The sequence below is a fragment of the Pantoea sp. X-Soil-ISGK-421 genome (assembly GCF_059730785.1).
Window position 1 is genome coordinate 1,212,168 of sequence record NZ_AP035979.1, and the last position, 15,150, is coordinate 1,227,317.

At 55.1% G+C, this 15,150-nt stretch carries 13 protein-coding genes; 12 read left to right on the forward strand and 1 reads right to left on the reverse strand.

All coding sequences use genetic code 11. From position 1 onward, the window contains the following. Window positions 1-38 precede the first annotated feature (38 nt). From AC6I8K_RS05575 to nei, 4 genes are read left to right on the forward strand one after another with little or no spacing between them, the layout of a single operon-like run. Window positions 39-767: a DUF969 domain-containing protein gene (locus tag AC6I8K_RS05575; protein ID WP_064740581.1), complete on the forward strand. Its 729-nt coding sequence runs from the start codon at window positions 39-41 to the stop codon at window positions 765-767. Further along, window positions 767-1,783: a DUF979 domain-containing protein gene (locus AC6I8K_RS05580; protein ID WP_483817009.1), complete on the forward strand. Its 1,017-nt coding sequence runs from the start codon at window positions 767-769 to the stop codon at window positions 1,781-1,783. Before AC6I8K_RS05575 ends, AC6I8K_RS05580 begins: the two co-directional genes overlap by 1 nt. A 7-nt stretch (window positions 1,784-1,790) precedes the next feature. Beyond that, entirely contained in the window at window positions 1,791-2,438 is a 648-nt protein-coding gene (gene pcp / locus AC6I8K_RS05585; protein WP_497826356.1) for a pyroglutamyl-peptidase I, read from the forward strand. Between the two features lie 11 nt (window positions 2,439-2,449). Beyond that, window positions 2,450-3,238 (forward strand): endonuclease VIII, encoded by a 789-nt coding sequence (gene nei / locus AC6I8K_RS05590; protein ID WP_064740584.1) that lies wholly within the window; start codon window positions 2,450-2,452, stop codon window positions 3,236-3,238. A 51-nt stretch (window positions 3,239-3,289) separates the two neighbouring features. Here nei and AC6I8K_RS05595 read toward each other — a convergent pair whose 3' ends face one another. Then, window positions 3,290-4,573, reverse strand: coding sequence for a citrate synthase (locus AC6I8K_RS05595; protein WP_008107361.1), 1,284 nt, complete (start codon window positions 4,571-4,573; stop codon window positions 3,290-3,292). 636 nt (window positions 4,574-5,209) lie between these two features. Here AC6I8K_RS05595 and sdhC point away from each other — a divergent pair. From sdhC to sucD, 8 genes are all read left to right on the forward strand, one after another. After that, window positions 5,210-5,599, forward strand: coding sequence for a succinate dehydrogenase cytochrome b556 subunit (gene sdhC, locus AC6I8K_RS05600; RefSeq protein ID WP_036621571.1), 390 nt, complete (start codon window positions 5,210-5,212; stop codon window positions 5,597-5,599). Then, window positions 5,593-5,940 (forward strand): succinate dehydrogenase membrane anchor subunit, encoded by a 348-nt coding sequence (sdhD, locus tag AC6I8K_RS05605; protein ID WP_064740586.1) that lies wholly within the window; start codon window positions 5,593-5,595, stop codon window positions 5,938-5,940. Before sdhC ends, sdhD begins: the two co-directional genes overlap by 7 nt. Then, a complete protein-coding gene (sdhA, locus tag AC6I8K_RS05610; protein ID WP_497826357.1) occupies window positions 5,941-7,707 on the forward strand; it encodes a succinate dehydrogenase flavoprotein subunit in 1,767 nt (588 codons plus the stop codon). It begins immediately after the preceding gene. Window positions 7,708-7,721: 14 nt separating this feature from the next. After that, entirely contained in the window at window positions 7,722-8,438 is a 717-nt protein-coding gene (locus AC6I8K_RS05615; RefSeq protein WP_007890649.1) for a succinate dehydrogenase iron-sulfur subunit, read from the forward strand. Between the two features lie 206 nt (window positions 8,439-8,644). Then, window positions 8,645-11,452, forward strand: coding sequence for a 2-oxoglutarate dehydrogenase E1 component (gene sucA / locus AC6I8K_RS05620; RefSeq protein WP_064740588.1), 2,808 nt, complete (start codon window positions 8,645-8,647; stop codon window positions 11,450-11,452). A gap of 15 nt (window positions 11,453-11,467) precedes the next feature. Further along, window positions 11,468-12,694: a 2-oxoglutarate dehydrogenase complex dihydrolipoyllysine-residue succinyltransferase gene (gene odhB, locus AC6I8K_RS05625; RefSeq protein ID WP_064740589.1), complete on the forward strand. Its 1,227-nt coding sequence runs from the start codon at window positions 11,468-11,470 to the stop codon at window positions 12,692-12,694. A 60-nt stretch (window positions 12,695-12,754) separates the two neighbouring features. After that, on the forward strand, window positions 12,755-13,921 hold the full coding sequence (gene sucC / locus AC6I8K_RS05630; RefSeq protein WP_007890646.1) for an ADP-forming succinate--CoA ligase subunit beta: 1,167 nt from the start codon (window positions 12,755-12,757) through the stop codon (window positions 13,919-13,921). Then, window positions 13,921-14,796: a succinate--CoA ligase subunit alpha gene (gene sucD / locus AC6I8K_RS05635; RefSeq protein ID WP_064740590.1), complete on the forward strand. Its 876-nt coding sequence runs from the start codon at window positions 13,921-13,923 to the stop codon at window positions 14,794-14,796. The genes sucC and sucD overlap by 1 nt, the downstream gene beginning before the upstream one ends. Window positions 14,797-15,150: the final 354 nt, after the last annotated feature.

Here is a 15,150-nt window from a genome sequence, read left to right on the forward strand (position 1 = left end):
ATCATGCCGGGCTTTGTCTTTTCACATAAGGGAACAACATGGATAACGTGGTTAACCTCTGGCCGCTGCTGGGCATTGCCGCCATCATTGTGGGTTTTGTGCTGCGCTTTAACCCGGTGCTGGTGGTCATTGTAGCGGGCTTCGTCACCGGGCTGGCGGCGCATCTGCCGCTGGCGGATATTTTGGAAAAACTCGGTTCTGGCTTCCTCAATACGCGTAACCTGCCGCTGATTCTGCTGCTGCCGCTGGCGGTTATCGGCCTGCTGGAGCGTCATGGCTTGAAAGAGCGCGCGCAAAGCTGGATCGCGCAGATCAAAACCGCTACGGCGGGTCGCTTGCTGATCGTCTACCTGTTCGTGCGTGAAGCTACCGCCGCGCTGGGCTTAACCAGCCTTGGCGGCCATCCGCAGATGGTGCGTCCGCTGCTGGCACCGATGGCGGAAGGCGCCACGGAAAATCGCTACGGTGAAGTCCCGCCAGAAGTGCGTCACCGTCTGCGCGCCATGTCTGCGGCGACCGATAACATTGGTCTGTTCTTTGGCGAGGATATCTTCGTTGCCTTTGGCGCGATTATCTTCATGCATAACTTTATGCAGGAATCTGCCGGTATCAGCACTGAACCGCTGCATATCGCGCTGTGGGGCATTCCTACCGCAATTTGTGCTTTCCTCATTCATTCAGCCCGTCTGGTGCGTCTTGATCGTCAACTCTCGCGTGAATTGGGCGCGTTGAACCAGCAGGCGCTGAACGCCAAAGGAGGAAAGTAATGTTCCAGCAACAATATTTGATGTGGCTGGCAGGGGTGATCCTGCTGGTTGTCGCGGTACTTTCCTGGCGTGACAGCGCCAACCCGCGCCGTTTCACCACTGGCCTGTTCTGGGCACTGTATGGTCTGATTTTCCTGATTGGTGATGGTGCCTATCAGCTGATGGGGCAATGGGCGGGTGATGCCGAACTGGGCCGCCGCTGGTTGCATATCGGCGTGGGCGTTGCCGTGGTGTTGATGGCGTTAATCGCCGGTTTCGGCGGCGTGCGTTTGGGCCGCTATCATCAGCGCAGTGATGAGCAGAAGCAGGAAAGCGCAATGCGTCTGCGCAACAAACTGTTCCTGCCGGCGCTGGCGATTCCGCTGGTGACAGTGATTGGCGTACTGGCGTTTAACCATATTCCCGGTTTGCAGGACACCGTGTTTGGCCCGGGCAATCACTCCACGCTGGTGACACTGTTCTCAATGATGATTGGCTGCCTGCTGGGCTGGCTGATTGCGTTGAAAATTACCCATGAAAAGCCGCTGCAGTCGATGCAGGAAACCCGTCGCCTGCTGGACGCTGTGGGTTGGGCGTTTATTCTTCCGCAGATCCTGGCCACGCTCGGCCTGCTGTTCACCAGCGCCGGGGTCGGCACGGCGATTTCGCATCTCACCGAGCAGTATCTGGCGGTTGATAATCGTCTGATTGCCGTCGCGGTCTATGCGGGTGGCATGGCGTTGCTGACCATGGTAATGGGCAATGCGTTTGCCGCCTTCCCGATCGTCACGGCGGGCATTGGTATTCCGATTCTGGTGCTGCAACACGGCGGTAATCCGGCGGTGATGGCGGCGATTGGTATGTTCTCCGGCTATTGCGGCACGCTGATGACGCCGATGGCGGCCAACTTCAACATCGTGCCGGCGCGCCTGCTGGAGCTGCCAGACCGCAACGCGGTGATCAAGGCTCAGGTGCCAACCGGTGTGCTACTGTTGGTAGTGAATATTTTCCTGCTCTACTTCCTGATGTTCTTGTGAGGTTGCCATGAAAACGGTGTTAATGACGGCATTTGAGCCCTTTGGTGGCGAAAGTATCAATCCTTCGTGGGAAGCGGTGCGCAGCTTCGACGGTAAAGAGATCGCCGGTGCGCGCATTGTGGTGCGCCAGCTGCCGGTGGTATTTGCCACCTGTGGTGAGGTGCTGACGCGCGCACTGGAGGAGATTCAACCCGATCGCGTGTTGTGCGTTGGGCAAGCCGGAGGCCGCGCCGATATTACCGTTGAACGCGTCGCTATTAACGTGGATGACGCACGCATTGCGGATAACGATCAGCAGCAGCCGATCGATCAGCCGATTGAGGCCGATGGCCCGGCAGCCTATTTCTCTACGCTGCCGATCAAAGCGATGGTTGCCGCACTGCGCGAAGTGGGCGTGCCGGCTTCGGTATCGCAAACTGCCGGTACCTTCACTTGTAATCACGTGATGTACAGCCTGCTGCACTGGATTCATACCACTAACAGCAAGGCGCGCGGCGGCTTTATTCACATCCCGTACATGCCGGAACAAGCGGTAAATCACCCTGGTGTGGCAAGTATGGCCACCGCCAGCGTCATTCAGGTGCTGGAGACTTCGCTGCAGGTTATCCTGAGCACGGAAAGTGATATCCGCGTCGTTGGTGGCGCCACCCATTAACCGGAGTTTTTATGCCTGAGGGACCGGAGATCCGCCGCGCAGCGGATCAACTGGCAGAGGCAATGGTTGGCAAACCGCTCACCGATGTGTGGTTTGCCTTTCCGGCGCTAAAGACCTACGAACCGGCATTGATGGACGCCACCATCAATGCCTTCGAAACGCGCGGTAAAGCGCTGCTCACACACTTCTCCAACGGGTTAACGCTCTACAGCCACAATCAGCTGTACGGCGTGTGGCGTGTGGTGCCCACCGGTACGCAGCCGAATACCACGCGCCAGCTACGCGTGCGGCTCGCAACTGCGGATAAAACCATTTTGCTGTATAGCGCGTCGGATATTGAGCTGCTCAATGCCGATACCTTAGCCGCGCATCCGTTTTTGCAGCGCGTGGGCCCGGATGTGCTGGATGCCAGCTTAACGGTTGAGGAGGTGCGCGATCGTCTGCTGTCGCCACGTTTTCGTCGTCGCCAGTTCAGCGGCTTGCTGCTCGATCAGGCTTTTCTCGCCGGCTTGGGAAATTATCTGCGGGTGGAGATTTTGTGGCACGCCGGACTGCTGGCGTCACATCGGGCCCAGGATCTGAGCGAACAGCAGTTAACGGCGCTGAGTGAGGCGATGCTGGCGGTGCCGCGCTTGTCGTATCAGATGCGTGGCAGTATGAAGAAGTATCACGAGGATGCGGCTTTTCGCTTCGAGGTGTTTCATCGGCAGGGTAAGAAATGTCGGCGGTGCGGCGCGGTGATTGAGAAGGGCGTGTTGTCATCGCGGCCGTTTTACTGGTGTCCGGGATGCCAGTCGTAGCGGCGCGATTTATCACGCAATAAAAAAGGCGGCCATTTGGCCGCCTTTCTCTTATTTATCCAGCGCCGAGGTAAAGGGACGCTCGGTGTAACCGGTATACAGCTGACGCGGACGCGCAATCTTCATGCCTTCGTCGTGCATCTCTTTCCAGTGTGCAATCCAGCCCACGGTACGCGCCATCGCGAAGATAACGGTAAACATGGAAGACGGAATACCCATCGCTTTCAGAATAATGCCTGAGTAGAAATCGACGTTTGGATAGAGTTTACGTTCAATGAAGTACGGGTCGTTCAGCGCAATGTGTTCCAGCTCCATCGCCACTTCCAGCAGATCATCTTTCATGCCCAGTTCATTCAGCACTTCGTGACAGGTATCGCGCATCACGGTGGCACGCGGATCGTAGTTTTTGTACACGCGGTGGCCAAAGCCCATCAGACGGAACGAGTCGTTCTTGTCTTTCGCGCGTTTAACGAATTCTGGGATGTGATCAACGGTGCTGATCTCTTCCAGCATGCGCAGTGTCGCTTCGTTGGCACCGCCGTGCGCCGGTCCCCACAGTGAAGCGATACCGGCGGCGATACAGGCAAACGGGTTGGCGCCTGAAGAGCCTGCGGTACGTACGGTAGAAGTAGACGCGTTTTGCTCGTGGTCGGCGTGCAGAATCAGAATACGATCCATCGCACGTTCCAGTACCGGGTTCACTTTGTACTCTTCGCACGGCGTGGCGAACATCATGTGCAGGAAGTTACCGGCATAAGAGAGGTCGTTGCGTGGATACACAAACGGCTGACCAATCGAGTATTTGTAGCACATCGCCGCCATGGTCGGCATTTTCGACAGCAGGCGGAATGCAGCGATTTCACGGTGACGCTCAATGTTGACGTCTAAGGAGTCGTGATAAAACGCTGCCAGCGCCCCGGTCACACCGCACATCACTGCCATTGGATGCGAATCGCGACGGAAGCCGTGGAACAGTCGAGTAATTTGCTCATGAATCATGGTGTGGCGGGTAACGGTGGTGCGGAACTCTTCAAACTGGGCTTGGGTCGGGGCTTCGCCATTCAGCAAGATGTAACACACTTCGAGATAGTTAGAGTGGGTTGCCAGCTGGTCAATCGGGAAACCGCGGTGTAACAGAATGCCTTCGTCACCGTCGATAAAGGTGATCTTAGATTCGCAGGACGCCGTAGAGGTGAAGCCGGGATCGAAGGTGAACAGGCCTTGTGAGCCAAGGGCGCGCACATCAACAACATCTTGTCCCAGCGTGCCTTGCATCACGTCCAGTTCAACAGACGTATTATCTTGTAGGGTTAGCGTCACTTTTTTATCTGTCATTATTTCGTCTCCATAGCGCCTTTAAGGTAAGGATCTTAGACACCAGAATAGCCTTCATGTTGCATAAAACCACAATCTTCACAGCATCACTCTGCGGTAACGTGGTTCGTGCAGGGTTACAGAGTGAACGCTGAATTTGGGCCATTCGGTGGCATCGGGGCATGACATGCTGCACATCGAGGATGTTAAAGTTCCTGTCACGACATAACTTCTTGGTAACCAATAACCTGATGCTTTGTAATGCTTGTATTGGCAATGTTACATAACTTGAGCTTAGGGGAAAGTGTATCCCCATAACTTTTGTGCATCATAGGGCTTTAATGCGATTGTTTGTAACTGAAATGTTGATCTTTTGTCAAATCAGATAATTAAAAATGTATTAATTGTGAAATTCGTGAGCATGATCACTGTTCAACCTAAATGTGACCAAAGAGATTGTAGGGGAATTGTAATCAGAATGTGATCCTCCTATACTGCGGCCAGGTCTCCGGAACACCCTGACACCAGGAGCCACCCAGCGTTTTACCCGCTTTATTAACACTGGATGTTGCTATTTTGGTGGCGGTTGCAGTCTGAACACATGCTGTGTCTCTGTTGCAACTCAGGACCGGAGGAAGCAAAATAAAAAAGAGCTGTGTGGGCAAAACCGTGAAAAAACAAAGACCTGTTAACTTGGATCTCTCGACGATCCGGTTTCCCGTTACTGCAATATCGTCCATTCTCCACCGCGTCTCCGGCGTGATCACCTTTGTCGCCCTCGGAATTCTGCTCTGGTTACTGGGTCTCTCTCTCTCCTCTCCAGAAGGTTTCCAGCAAGCGGCATCCATCATGGATAGCTTCTTCGCCAAATTCATCATGTGGGGCATTTTAACTGCGCTGGCGTATCACGCTGTGGGCGGTATTCGTCATATGTTGGCTGATTTTGGCTTTATGGAAGAAACCCTGCAGGTGGGAACCCGTTCCGCGCAAGCGGCTTTTGTTATCACTGTCGTGCTCTCAATTTTGGCTGGAGTCCTCGTATGGTAAGCAATGCTTCTGCATTAGGACGCAACGGTATCCATGACTGGCTGTTACTGCGTGCTGCTGCAATCTTAATTACGCTCTACATTATCTACATCCTCGGTTTCGTCGTGATGACAGGCACGCTGACGTATGACGTCTGGCACGGCTTCTTCTCATCCGCCTTCACTAAAGTGTTCACCATGTTGACGCTGTTCTCGATTCTGATCCACGGCTGGATTGGGATGTGGCAGGTGTTGACTGACTATGTGAAACCGGTAGCAACCCGTTTGCTGCTGCAGTTTGTGATTGTGGTTGCGCTGTTGTCGTATGCAATTTATGGAATCGTTGTGGTGTGGGGTGTGTAAATGAGTTTGCCAGTCAGAGAATTTGATGCCGTGGTGATCGGCGCGGGTGGTGCAGGTATGCGCGCCGCTCTGCAAATCTCCCAATCGGGCCAAACCTGTGCCCTGTTATCCAAAGTTTTCCCAACCCGTTCCCATACCGTATCGGCGCAGGGCGGTATCACCGTTGCGCTCGGTAACACCCATGAAGACAACTGGGAATGGCACATGTACGACACCGTCAAAGGTTCCGACTTTATCGGCGACCAGGACGCGATCGAATATATGTGTCATGTCGGTCCGGAAGCGATTCTGGAACTGGAACATATGGGATTGCCATTCTCCCGTCTGGATGACGGCCGCGTTTATCAGCGTCCGTTTGGTGGTCAGTCGAAGAACTTTGGCGGTGAGCAGGCGGCGCGTACCGCTGCGGCTGCCGACCGTACCGGCCACGCCTTGCTGCATACGCTGTATCAGCAGAATCTGAAGAACAAAACCACCATCTTCTCCGAATGGTATGCGCTGGATCTGGTGAAAAACGAAGACGGTGCGATTGTCGGCTGTACGGCCATCTGCATGGAAACCGGCGAAACCGTCTACTTCAAAGCCAAGGCGACCATTCTCGCCACCGGCGGCGCGGGCCGTATTTACCAATCCACCACTAACGCCCACATCAACACCGGTGACGGCGTCGGTATGGCGCTGCGCGCAGGCGTGCCGGTGCAGGATATGGAAATGTGGCAGTTCCACCCAACCGGCATTGCCGGTGCGGGCGTATTGGTCACCGAAGGTTGCCGTGGTGAAGGTGGTTACCTGCTGAATAAGCACGGTGAACGCTTCATGGAACGTTATGCGCCGAACGCCAAAGATCTGGCGGGTCGTGACGTGGTAGCACGTTCGATGATGGTGGAAATCCGTGAAGGTCGCGGCTGCGATGGTCCGTGGGGCCCGCATATTAAACTGAAGCTCGATCATCTCGGTGCTGAAGTCCTGGAATCGCGTCTGCCAGGCATCCTTGAGCTGTCGCGTACCTTTGCTCACGTCGATCCGATTAAAGAACCGATTCCGGTGATCCCAACTTGCCACTACATGATGGGCGGCGTGCCGACCAAAGTGACTGGGCAGGCGCTGCGCGTAAACGAGCAGGGCGAAGATGTGGTGATTCCGGGGCTGTTTGCCGTCGGCGAAATCGCCTGCGTATCGGTACACGGTGCTAACCGCCTCGGCGGTAACTCGCTGCTCGATCTGGTGGTGTTCGGCCGCGCTGCCGGCGTACATCTGCTGGAGTGTATTGAAGAACAGGGTGAACTGCGTGAAGCCACGCAGGAAAATCTCAATGAAGCGATGGCACGCTTCAACCGTTGGGAAAATAACACCACCGGTGAAGATCCTGTCGAAATCCGTAAAGCGCTGCAGCGTTGCATGCAGAATAACTTCTCGGTTTTCCGCGACGGCGAGGCGATGCGTGAAGGTCTGGAAGAGCTGAAAGTGATTCGTGAGCGCCTGAAATCTGCGCGCCTTGACGACCGTTCGCCAGACTTCAACACCCAGCGTATTGAGTGCCTTGAGCTGGATAATCTGATGGAAACCGCCTACGCGACAGCTGTAGCCGCCAACTTCCGTACCGAAAGCCGTGGCGCACACAGCCGCTTCGACTATCCGGAGCGCGATGATGCTAATTGGCTGTGCCACAGTCTCTATGTTCCGCAGACGGAAAGCATGACGCGCCGTGAGGTGAACATGCAACCGAAACTGCGTGCGGCCTTCCCGCCGAAAGCACGTACTTACTAATTGCGGAGATCATCATGAGACTCGAATTTTCAATCTATCGTTACAACCCAGAAGTCGATGCCAAGCCCCGCATGCAGGAATACACCCTGGAGTCGGAAGATGGTCGCGACATGATGCTGTTGGATGCGCTGATCCGTCTGAAAGAGAAAGACCCGACGCTGGCTTTCCGTCGCTCTTGCCGTGAAGGCGTGTGCGGTTCAGATGGTCTGAACATGAACGGTAAAAATGGTCTGGCGTGTATCACGCCGATCTCTGCGCTGGGCAACGGCTCGAAGAAAATTGTCATCCGTCCACTCCCGGGTTTGCCGGTGATCCGCGACCTCGTGGTAGACATGGGACAATTCTATGCACAGTATGAGAAGATTAAGCCTTTCCTGTTGAATAATGGGGAAAATCCTCCGGCGCGCGAGCATCTACAAAGCCCGGCTGAGCGTGAGCACCTTGATGGTTTGTACGAGTGTATTCTCTGCGCCTGCTGCTCAACCTCGTGCCCGTCGTTCTGGTGGAACCCGGACAAATTTGTGGGTCCGGCAGGCCTGCTGGCGGCTTACCGTTTCCTGATCGACAGCCGCGACACGGAAACCAATGCGCGTCTCGACAATCTAAACGATGCTTTCAGTGTTTTCCGCTGTCACAGCATCATGAACTGTGTGAGCGTGTGCCCGAAAGGCCTAAACCCAACGCGCGCCATCGGCCATATTAAGTCGATGCTGCTGCAACGCGGGGCGTAACAAAGAAGTCACTGTCCGGGAACTGCGGTTCCCGGATGTTTACGGAAGCCTCTATAAGCGCGGTACTGACCACGCTTATAAAGGTTCCCTTACGAGCCAGGCGCCGGTCGCGCACAGGTTCGTATCGCTGAACTCACTACGGCAAGCCGCGTAAGCGGTAACAAATGAAACCTCATAAAAAGCAGATTAATGCTTAAGGGATCACAATGCAGAACAGCGCGATGAAACCCTGGCTGGACTCCTCCTGGCTGGCCGGCGCGAACCAATCTTACATAGAGCAACTCTATGAGGATTTCCTGACCGATCCTGACTCAGTTGATGACATGTGGCGCGAGCTGTTCCAACAGCTGCCGGGCACTGGCGTGAAACCTGAGCAATTTCACTCCACCACGCGTGATTACTTCCGCCGCCTGGCAAAAGACGCTACGCGTTACACCTCAACCGTGACCGATCCGGCGACCAATTCCAAGCAGGTTAAAGTGCTGCAGCTGATCAATGCATTCCGCTTCCGCGGGCATCAGCAAGCCAACCTTGACCCGCTCGGCCTGTGGAAACAGGACGCTGTATCGGATCTCGATCCGGCTTATCACGATCTGACCGACGCCGATTTTCAGGAAAGCTTTAACGTAGGCTCCTTTGCTATCGGCAAAGAGACCATGAAGCTGGCCGATCTGTTCGCGGCATTGCAGCAGACGTATTGTGGCTCGATTGGTGCAGAGTATATGCACATCAACAACACCGATGAGAAACGCTGGATTCAACAGCGTCTGGAATCGGTGGTGGGCCACGCGTCTTTCAGCAACGACGAGAAAAAAGGTTTCCTGAAAGAGCTGACCGCGGCAGAAGGCCTGGAGAAATATCTGGGTGCGAAATTCCCAGGTGCGAAGCGCTTCTCGCTGGAAGGCGGTGATGCGCTGGTGCCAATGCTGCGCGAGATGATTCGTCACGCCGGCAAGAGCGGTACGCGCGAAGTGGTGCTGGGTATGGCGCACCGTGGTCGCTTGAACGTACTGATCAACGTATTGGGTAAAAAGCCGCAGGATCTGTTTGACGAATTCTCCGGTAAGCACAAAGAACATCTCGGCACCGGCGACGTGAAGTACCACATGGGCTTCTCGTCTGACGTGGAAACCGAAGGCGGCCTGGTGCATCTGGCGCTGGCATTCAACCCGTCGCATCTGGAAATCGTTAGCCCGGTAGTCATGGGTTCGGTGCGTGCGCGTCTGGATCGTCTGGCTGAGCCAAGCAGCAATAAGGTTCTGCCGATCACCATTCACGGTGATGCGGCGGTTATCGGCCAGGGCGTGGTGCAGGAAACCCTGAACATGTCGCAGGCGCGCGGCTACGAAGTGGGCGGTACCGTTCGCATCGTGATTAACAACCAGGTTGGCTTTACCACTTCCAACCCGAAAGATGCGCGCTCTACACCGTACTGTACTGACATCGGCAAAATGGTGCTGGCACCGATTTTCCACGTTAATGCGGACGATCCAGAAGCCGTGGCGTTTGTCACTCGCCTGGCGCTGGACTATCGCAACACCTTCAAACGTGATGTCTTCATCGACCTGGTGTGCTATCGCCGTCACGGCCACAACGAAGCCGACGAGCCAAGTGCCACTCAGCCGTTGATGTACCAGAAAATCAAAAAGCATCCAACGCCGCGTAAACTCTATGCCGATCAGCTGGAAAGCGAAGGTGTAGCGACCAGCGAAGATGCCACCGAGATGGTGAATCTGTACCGCGATGCGCTGGATGAAGGCGAATGCGTGGTGCCGGAATGGCGCCCAATGAGCCTGCACTCCTTCACCTGGTCACCGTACCTGAACCACGAATGGGACGAAAGCTATCCAGCCACCGTTGAACTGAAACGTCTGCAGGAACTGGCGCGCCGCATCAGCAGCGTACCGGAATCGGTAGAAGTGCAATCACGCGTCGCGAAGATTTACAACGATCGTAAAGAGATGGCCGAAGGCAACAAAGCGTTCGACTGGGGTGGAGCAGAAAACCTCGCTTACGCCACGCTGGTTGACGAGGGGATTCCGGTGCGTCTTTCCGGTGAAGATACCGGTCGCGGTACCTTCTTCCACCGTCATGCGGTGATCCATAACCAGACAAACGGTTCAACTTACACGCCGCTGCACCATGTCCATAACGGTCAGGGTCAGTTTAAAGTGTGGGATTCCGTGTTATCTGAAGAAGCGGTACTGGCCTTCGAATACGGTTACGCCACCGCAGAGCCGCGCGTGCTGACCATTTGGGAAGCGCAGTTCGGCGACTTCGCTAACGGTGCGCAGGTCGTCATCGACCAGTTCATCAGCTCCGGCGAGCAGAAATGGGGCCGGATGTGTGGCCTGGTGATGTTGCTCCCGCACGGCTATGAAGGCCAGGGCCCTGAGCACTCCTCGGCGCGTCTGGAGCGTTATCTGCAACTCTGTGCTGAGCAGAACATGCAGGTGTGCGTACCTTCCACACCAGCGCAGGTTTACCACATGCTTCGTCGTCAGGCACTGCGCGGTATGCGCCGTCCGCTGATCGTGATGTCGCCGAAATCGCTGCTGCGTCATCCGCTGGCAATTTCTTCCCTGGAAGAGTTGGCCACCGGTAGCTTCCAGCCGGCCATTGGTGAGATCGACGATCTGGATCCGCAGCAGGTAAAACGTGTGGTGCTGTGTTCGGGCAAAGTTTATTACGATCTGCTGGATCAGCGTCGTAAAAACGAGCAGACCGACGTGGCCATCGTGCGTATCGAACAACTCTATCCGTTCCCGCACAAAGTCGTGCAGGACGTATTGAAAAACTATGCTCATGTGCAGGATTTCGTGTGGTGTCAGGAAGAGCCGCTGAATCAGGGCGCATGGTATTGCAGTCAGCATCATTTCCGCGAAGTGGTTCCATTTGGTGCGTCACTGCGTTATGCAGGCCGTCCGGCTTCTGCTTCACCGGCCGTGGGCTACATGTCCGTACATCAAAAACAGCAGCAAGACCTGGTTAATGACGCGCTGAACCTTGGTTAATAAAAAGGAAAGAAAATGAGTAGCGTAGAAATTCTCGTTCCCGATTTGCCTGAATCCGTAGCGGACGCAACGGTTGCAACCTGGCACAAAAAACCTGGCGACTCTGTGAGCCGCGATGAAGTACTGGTAGAGATTGAAACTGATAAAGTGGTTCTGGAAGTGCCTGCATCTGCTGACGGCATCCTGGAAGCCGTGCTGGAAGATGAAGGCGCGACCGTTACTTCTCGCCAGATTCTGGGCCGACTGAAAGAAGGCAACAGCGGCGGGAAAGAGACTGCAGCGAAAGCGGAAAGCAACGAGTCTACTCCTGCACAGCGCCAGACTGCTTCTCTGGAAGAAGAGAGCAACGATGCGCTTAGCCCAGCGGTACGCCGCCTGATCGCTGAAAACAACCTCGATGCCAGCCAGATTAAAGGCACCGGCGTTGGCGGCCGTCTGACGCGTGAAGATGTGGAAAAACATCTGGCGAAGAAAGCCGACAGCGGCAAAGCCGCACCCGCCTCAGCGCCAGCCGCTGCTGCGCCGCAGGCCGCTGTGGCTAACCGCAGCGAAAAACGCGTACCGATGACGCGTCTGCGTAAGCGTGTGGCCGAGCGTCTGCTGGAAGCGAAAAACAGCACCGCGATGTTGACCACCTTCAACGAAATCAACATGAAGCCAATCATGGACCTGCGTAAGCAGTACGGCGATGCGTTCGAGAAGCGTCACGGCGTGCGTCTGGGCTTCATGTCCTTCTACATCAAAGCGGTGGTTGAAGCGCTGAAACGCTTCCCGGAAGTTAACGCGTCTATTGATGGCGAAGATGTGGTTTATCACAACTATTTCGATGTGAGCATTGCGGTTTCTACCCCGCGTGGTCTGGTTACGCCAGTGCTGAAAGATGTCGATGCGCTGAGCATGGCCGACATTGAGAAGAAAATTAAAGAGCTGGCGGTGAAAGGCCGTGACGGCAAATTGACGGTTGAAGAGTTGACCGGCGGTAACTTCACCATCACCAACGGTGGTGTGTTTGGTTCGCTGATGTCTACGCCAATCATCAACCCACCGCAGAGTGCGATTCTGGGCATGCACGCCATCAAAGAGCGCCCAATGGCGGTCAATGGTCAGGTGGTGATTCTGCCAATGATGTATCTGGCACTCTCTTACGATCACCGTCTGATTGATGGTCGTGAATCCGTTGGCTATCTGGTCGCGGTGAAAGAGATGCTGGAAGATCCAGCTCGCCTGCTGCTGGACGTCTAATTTCGCCGGGCGCGCGGTGTGAAGGCGCGCCCAAAATCTTACCTGAATGGATAGAACATCATGAACTTACATGAATACCAGGCGAAGCAGCTGTTTGCACGCTATGGCATGCCAGCGCCGACAGGCTACGCCTGCACTACGCCACGTGAGGCCGAAGAAGCCGCGTCTAAAATTGGCGCCGGTCCGTGGGTAGTGAAATGCCAGGTTCATGCCGGTGGCCGCGGTAAAGCGGGCGGCGTGAAAGTCGTTAACAGCAAAGAAGATATTCGTGCTTTTGCTGAGCATTGGCTGGGCAAACGTCTGGTGACCTATCAAACTGATGCGCATGGACAGCCGGTAAACCAGATTCTGGTTGAAGCCGCGACTGACATCGATCAAGAGCTGTATCTGGGTGCGGTTGTTGACCGCGCGACCCGTCGCGTGATCTTCATGGCTTCGACGGAAGGCGGTGTTGAGATCGAGAAAGTGGCAGAAGAAACGCCACACTTGATCCACAAGATGGCACTGGATCCGTTGGCAGGCCCACAACCGTATCAGGGCCGCGAGTTGGCGTTCAAACTCGGCCTGACCGGTAAGCAAGTGAGCCAGTTCACCAAAATCTTTATGGGTCTGGCGACCATGTTCCTCGAGCGCGATCTGGCGATGGTTGAGATCAACCCGCTGGTGATCACCAAGCAGGGCGATCTGATCTGCCTCGACGGCAAATTGGGCGCGGATGGTAACGCACTGTTCCGTCAGCCGGAGTTGCGTGAAATGCGCGATCCGAGCCAGGAAGATCCACGCGAAGCACACGCTACGCAGTGGGAACTGAACTACGTTGCGCTGGATGGCAACATCGGTTGTATGGTGAACGGCGCCGGTCTGGCGATGGGCACCATGGACATCGTGAAACACCACGGCGGTGAGCCAGCGAACTTCCTTGACGTTGGCGGCGGCGCAACCAAAGAGCGCGTGACCGAAGCCTTCAAAATCATCCTGTCTGATGATGCCGTTAAAGCGGTATTCGTTAACATCTTCGGCGGCATCGTGCGTTGCGACCTGATTGCAGACGGCATCATCGGTGCAGTGGCAGAAGTGGGTGTCAACGTGCCGGTAGTGGTACGTCTCGAAGGTAACAACGCCGAGCTGGGCGCTAAGAAACTGGCGGACAGCGGTCTGAACATCATTGCAGCAACTAGCCTGACAGACGCTGCACAGCGTGTTGTCGCTGCAGCGGAGGGTAAATAATGTCCATTTTGATCGACAAAAACACCAAAGTCATTTGCCAGGGTTTCACCGGTGGTCAAGGGACGTTTCACTCTGAGCAGGCGCTGGCCTACGGTACGCAGCTGGTTGGCGGTGTCACGCCAGGCAAAGGCGGCACCACGCATCTCGGTCTGCCGGTGTTCAACACCGTGCGTGAAGCGGTAGAAGCGACGGGCGCAACCGCCACCGTGATCTACGTTCCGGCTCCGTTCTGCAAAGACGGTATCCTGGAAGCCATCGATGCGGGCATCAAACTGATCATCACCATCACCGAAGGTATCCCAACGCTGGATATGCTGACCGTGAAAGTGAAGCTGGATGAAGCCGGCGTGCGTATGATCGGCCCGAACTGCCCAGGCGTGATCACCCCAGGCGAATGTAAGATCGGTATCATGCCGGGCCACATTCACCAGCCGGGACGCGTGGGTATCGTCTCGCGTTCAGGTACGCTGACCTATGAAGCGGTTAAGCAGACCACTGACATCGGCTACGGCCAGTCAACCTGCGTCGGTATCGGTGGTGACCCGATCCCGGGCTCTAACTTCATCGACATCCTGAAACTGTTCCAGGAAGATCCACAGACCGAAGCGATCGTGATGATCGGTGAGATCGGTGGTAGCGCGGAAGAAGAAGCGGCTGCCTACATCAAAGCACACGTGACCAAGCCCGTTGTCGGCTACATCGCCGGTGTAACTGCACCGAAAGGCAAACGTATGGGCCACGCTGGTGCCATCATTGCCGGTGGTAAAGGTACCGCTGATGAGAAATTCGCTGCGCTGGAAGCGGCCGGTGTGAAAACCGTACGCAGCCTGGCAGACATTGGTGACGCAGTTAAAGCGGTTCTGCCCATCCAATAATTCATCACGGTTGTGATGCAGAAAGGCCACCTTCGGGTGGTCTTTTTTTTGGCAATATCCTGCTAAAAATTAGGGGGAAAAGCGCAACGGGTGAAGAAAGTGCGGCTATGCTTACGTTGTCATCGAGGTAAAGAAGGGAAAAGGCGCTAGATCTCTGTCAAAGAATTGATGCGTGACTTTCCAGATAGAGGTTAAATAATTGCGGAAAAGGTAATTATATTCTTAATTTAACCCACGGGTTGTGACAACTAATTAACAACCATTCTTACGATACATATCTGGAAATTTATAGTCTTAATCCAGATCAATAAATGGCGAGTTATAACAAACTTTACCACTGGCTAAGCACGGGCC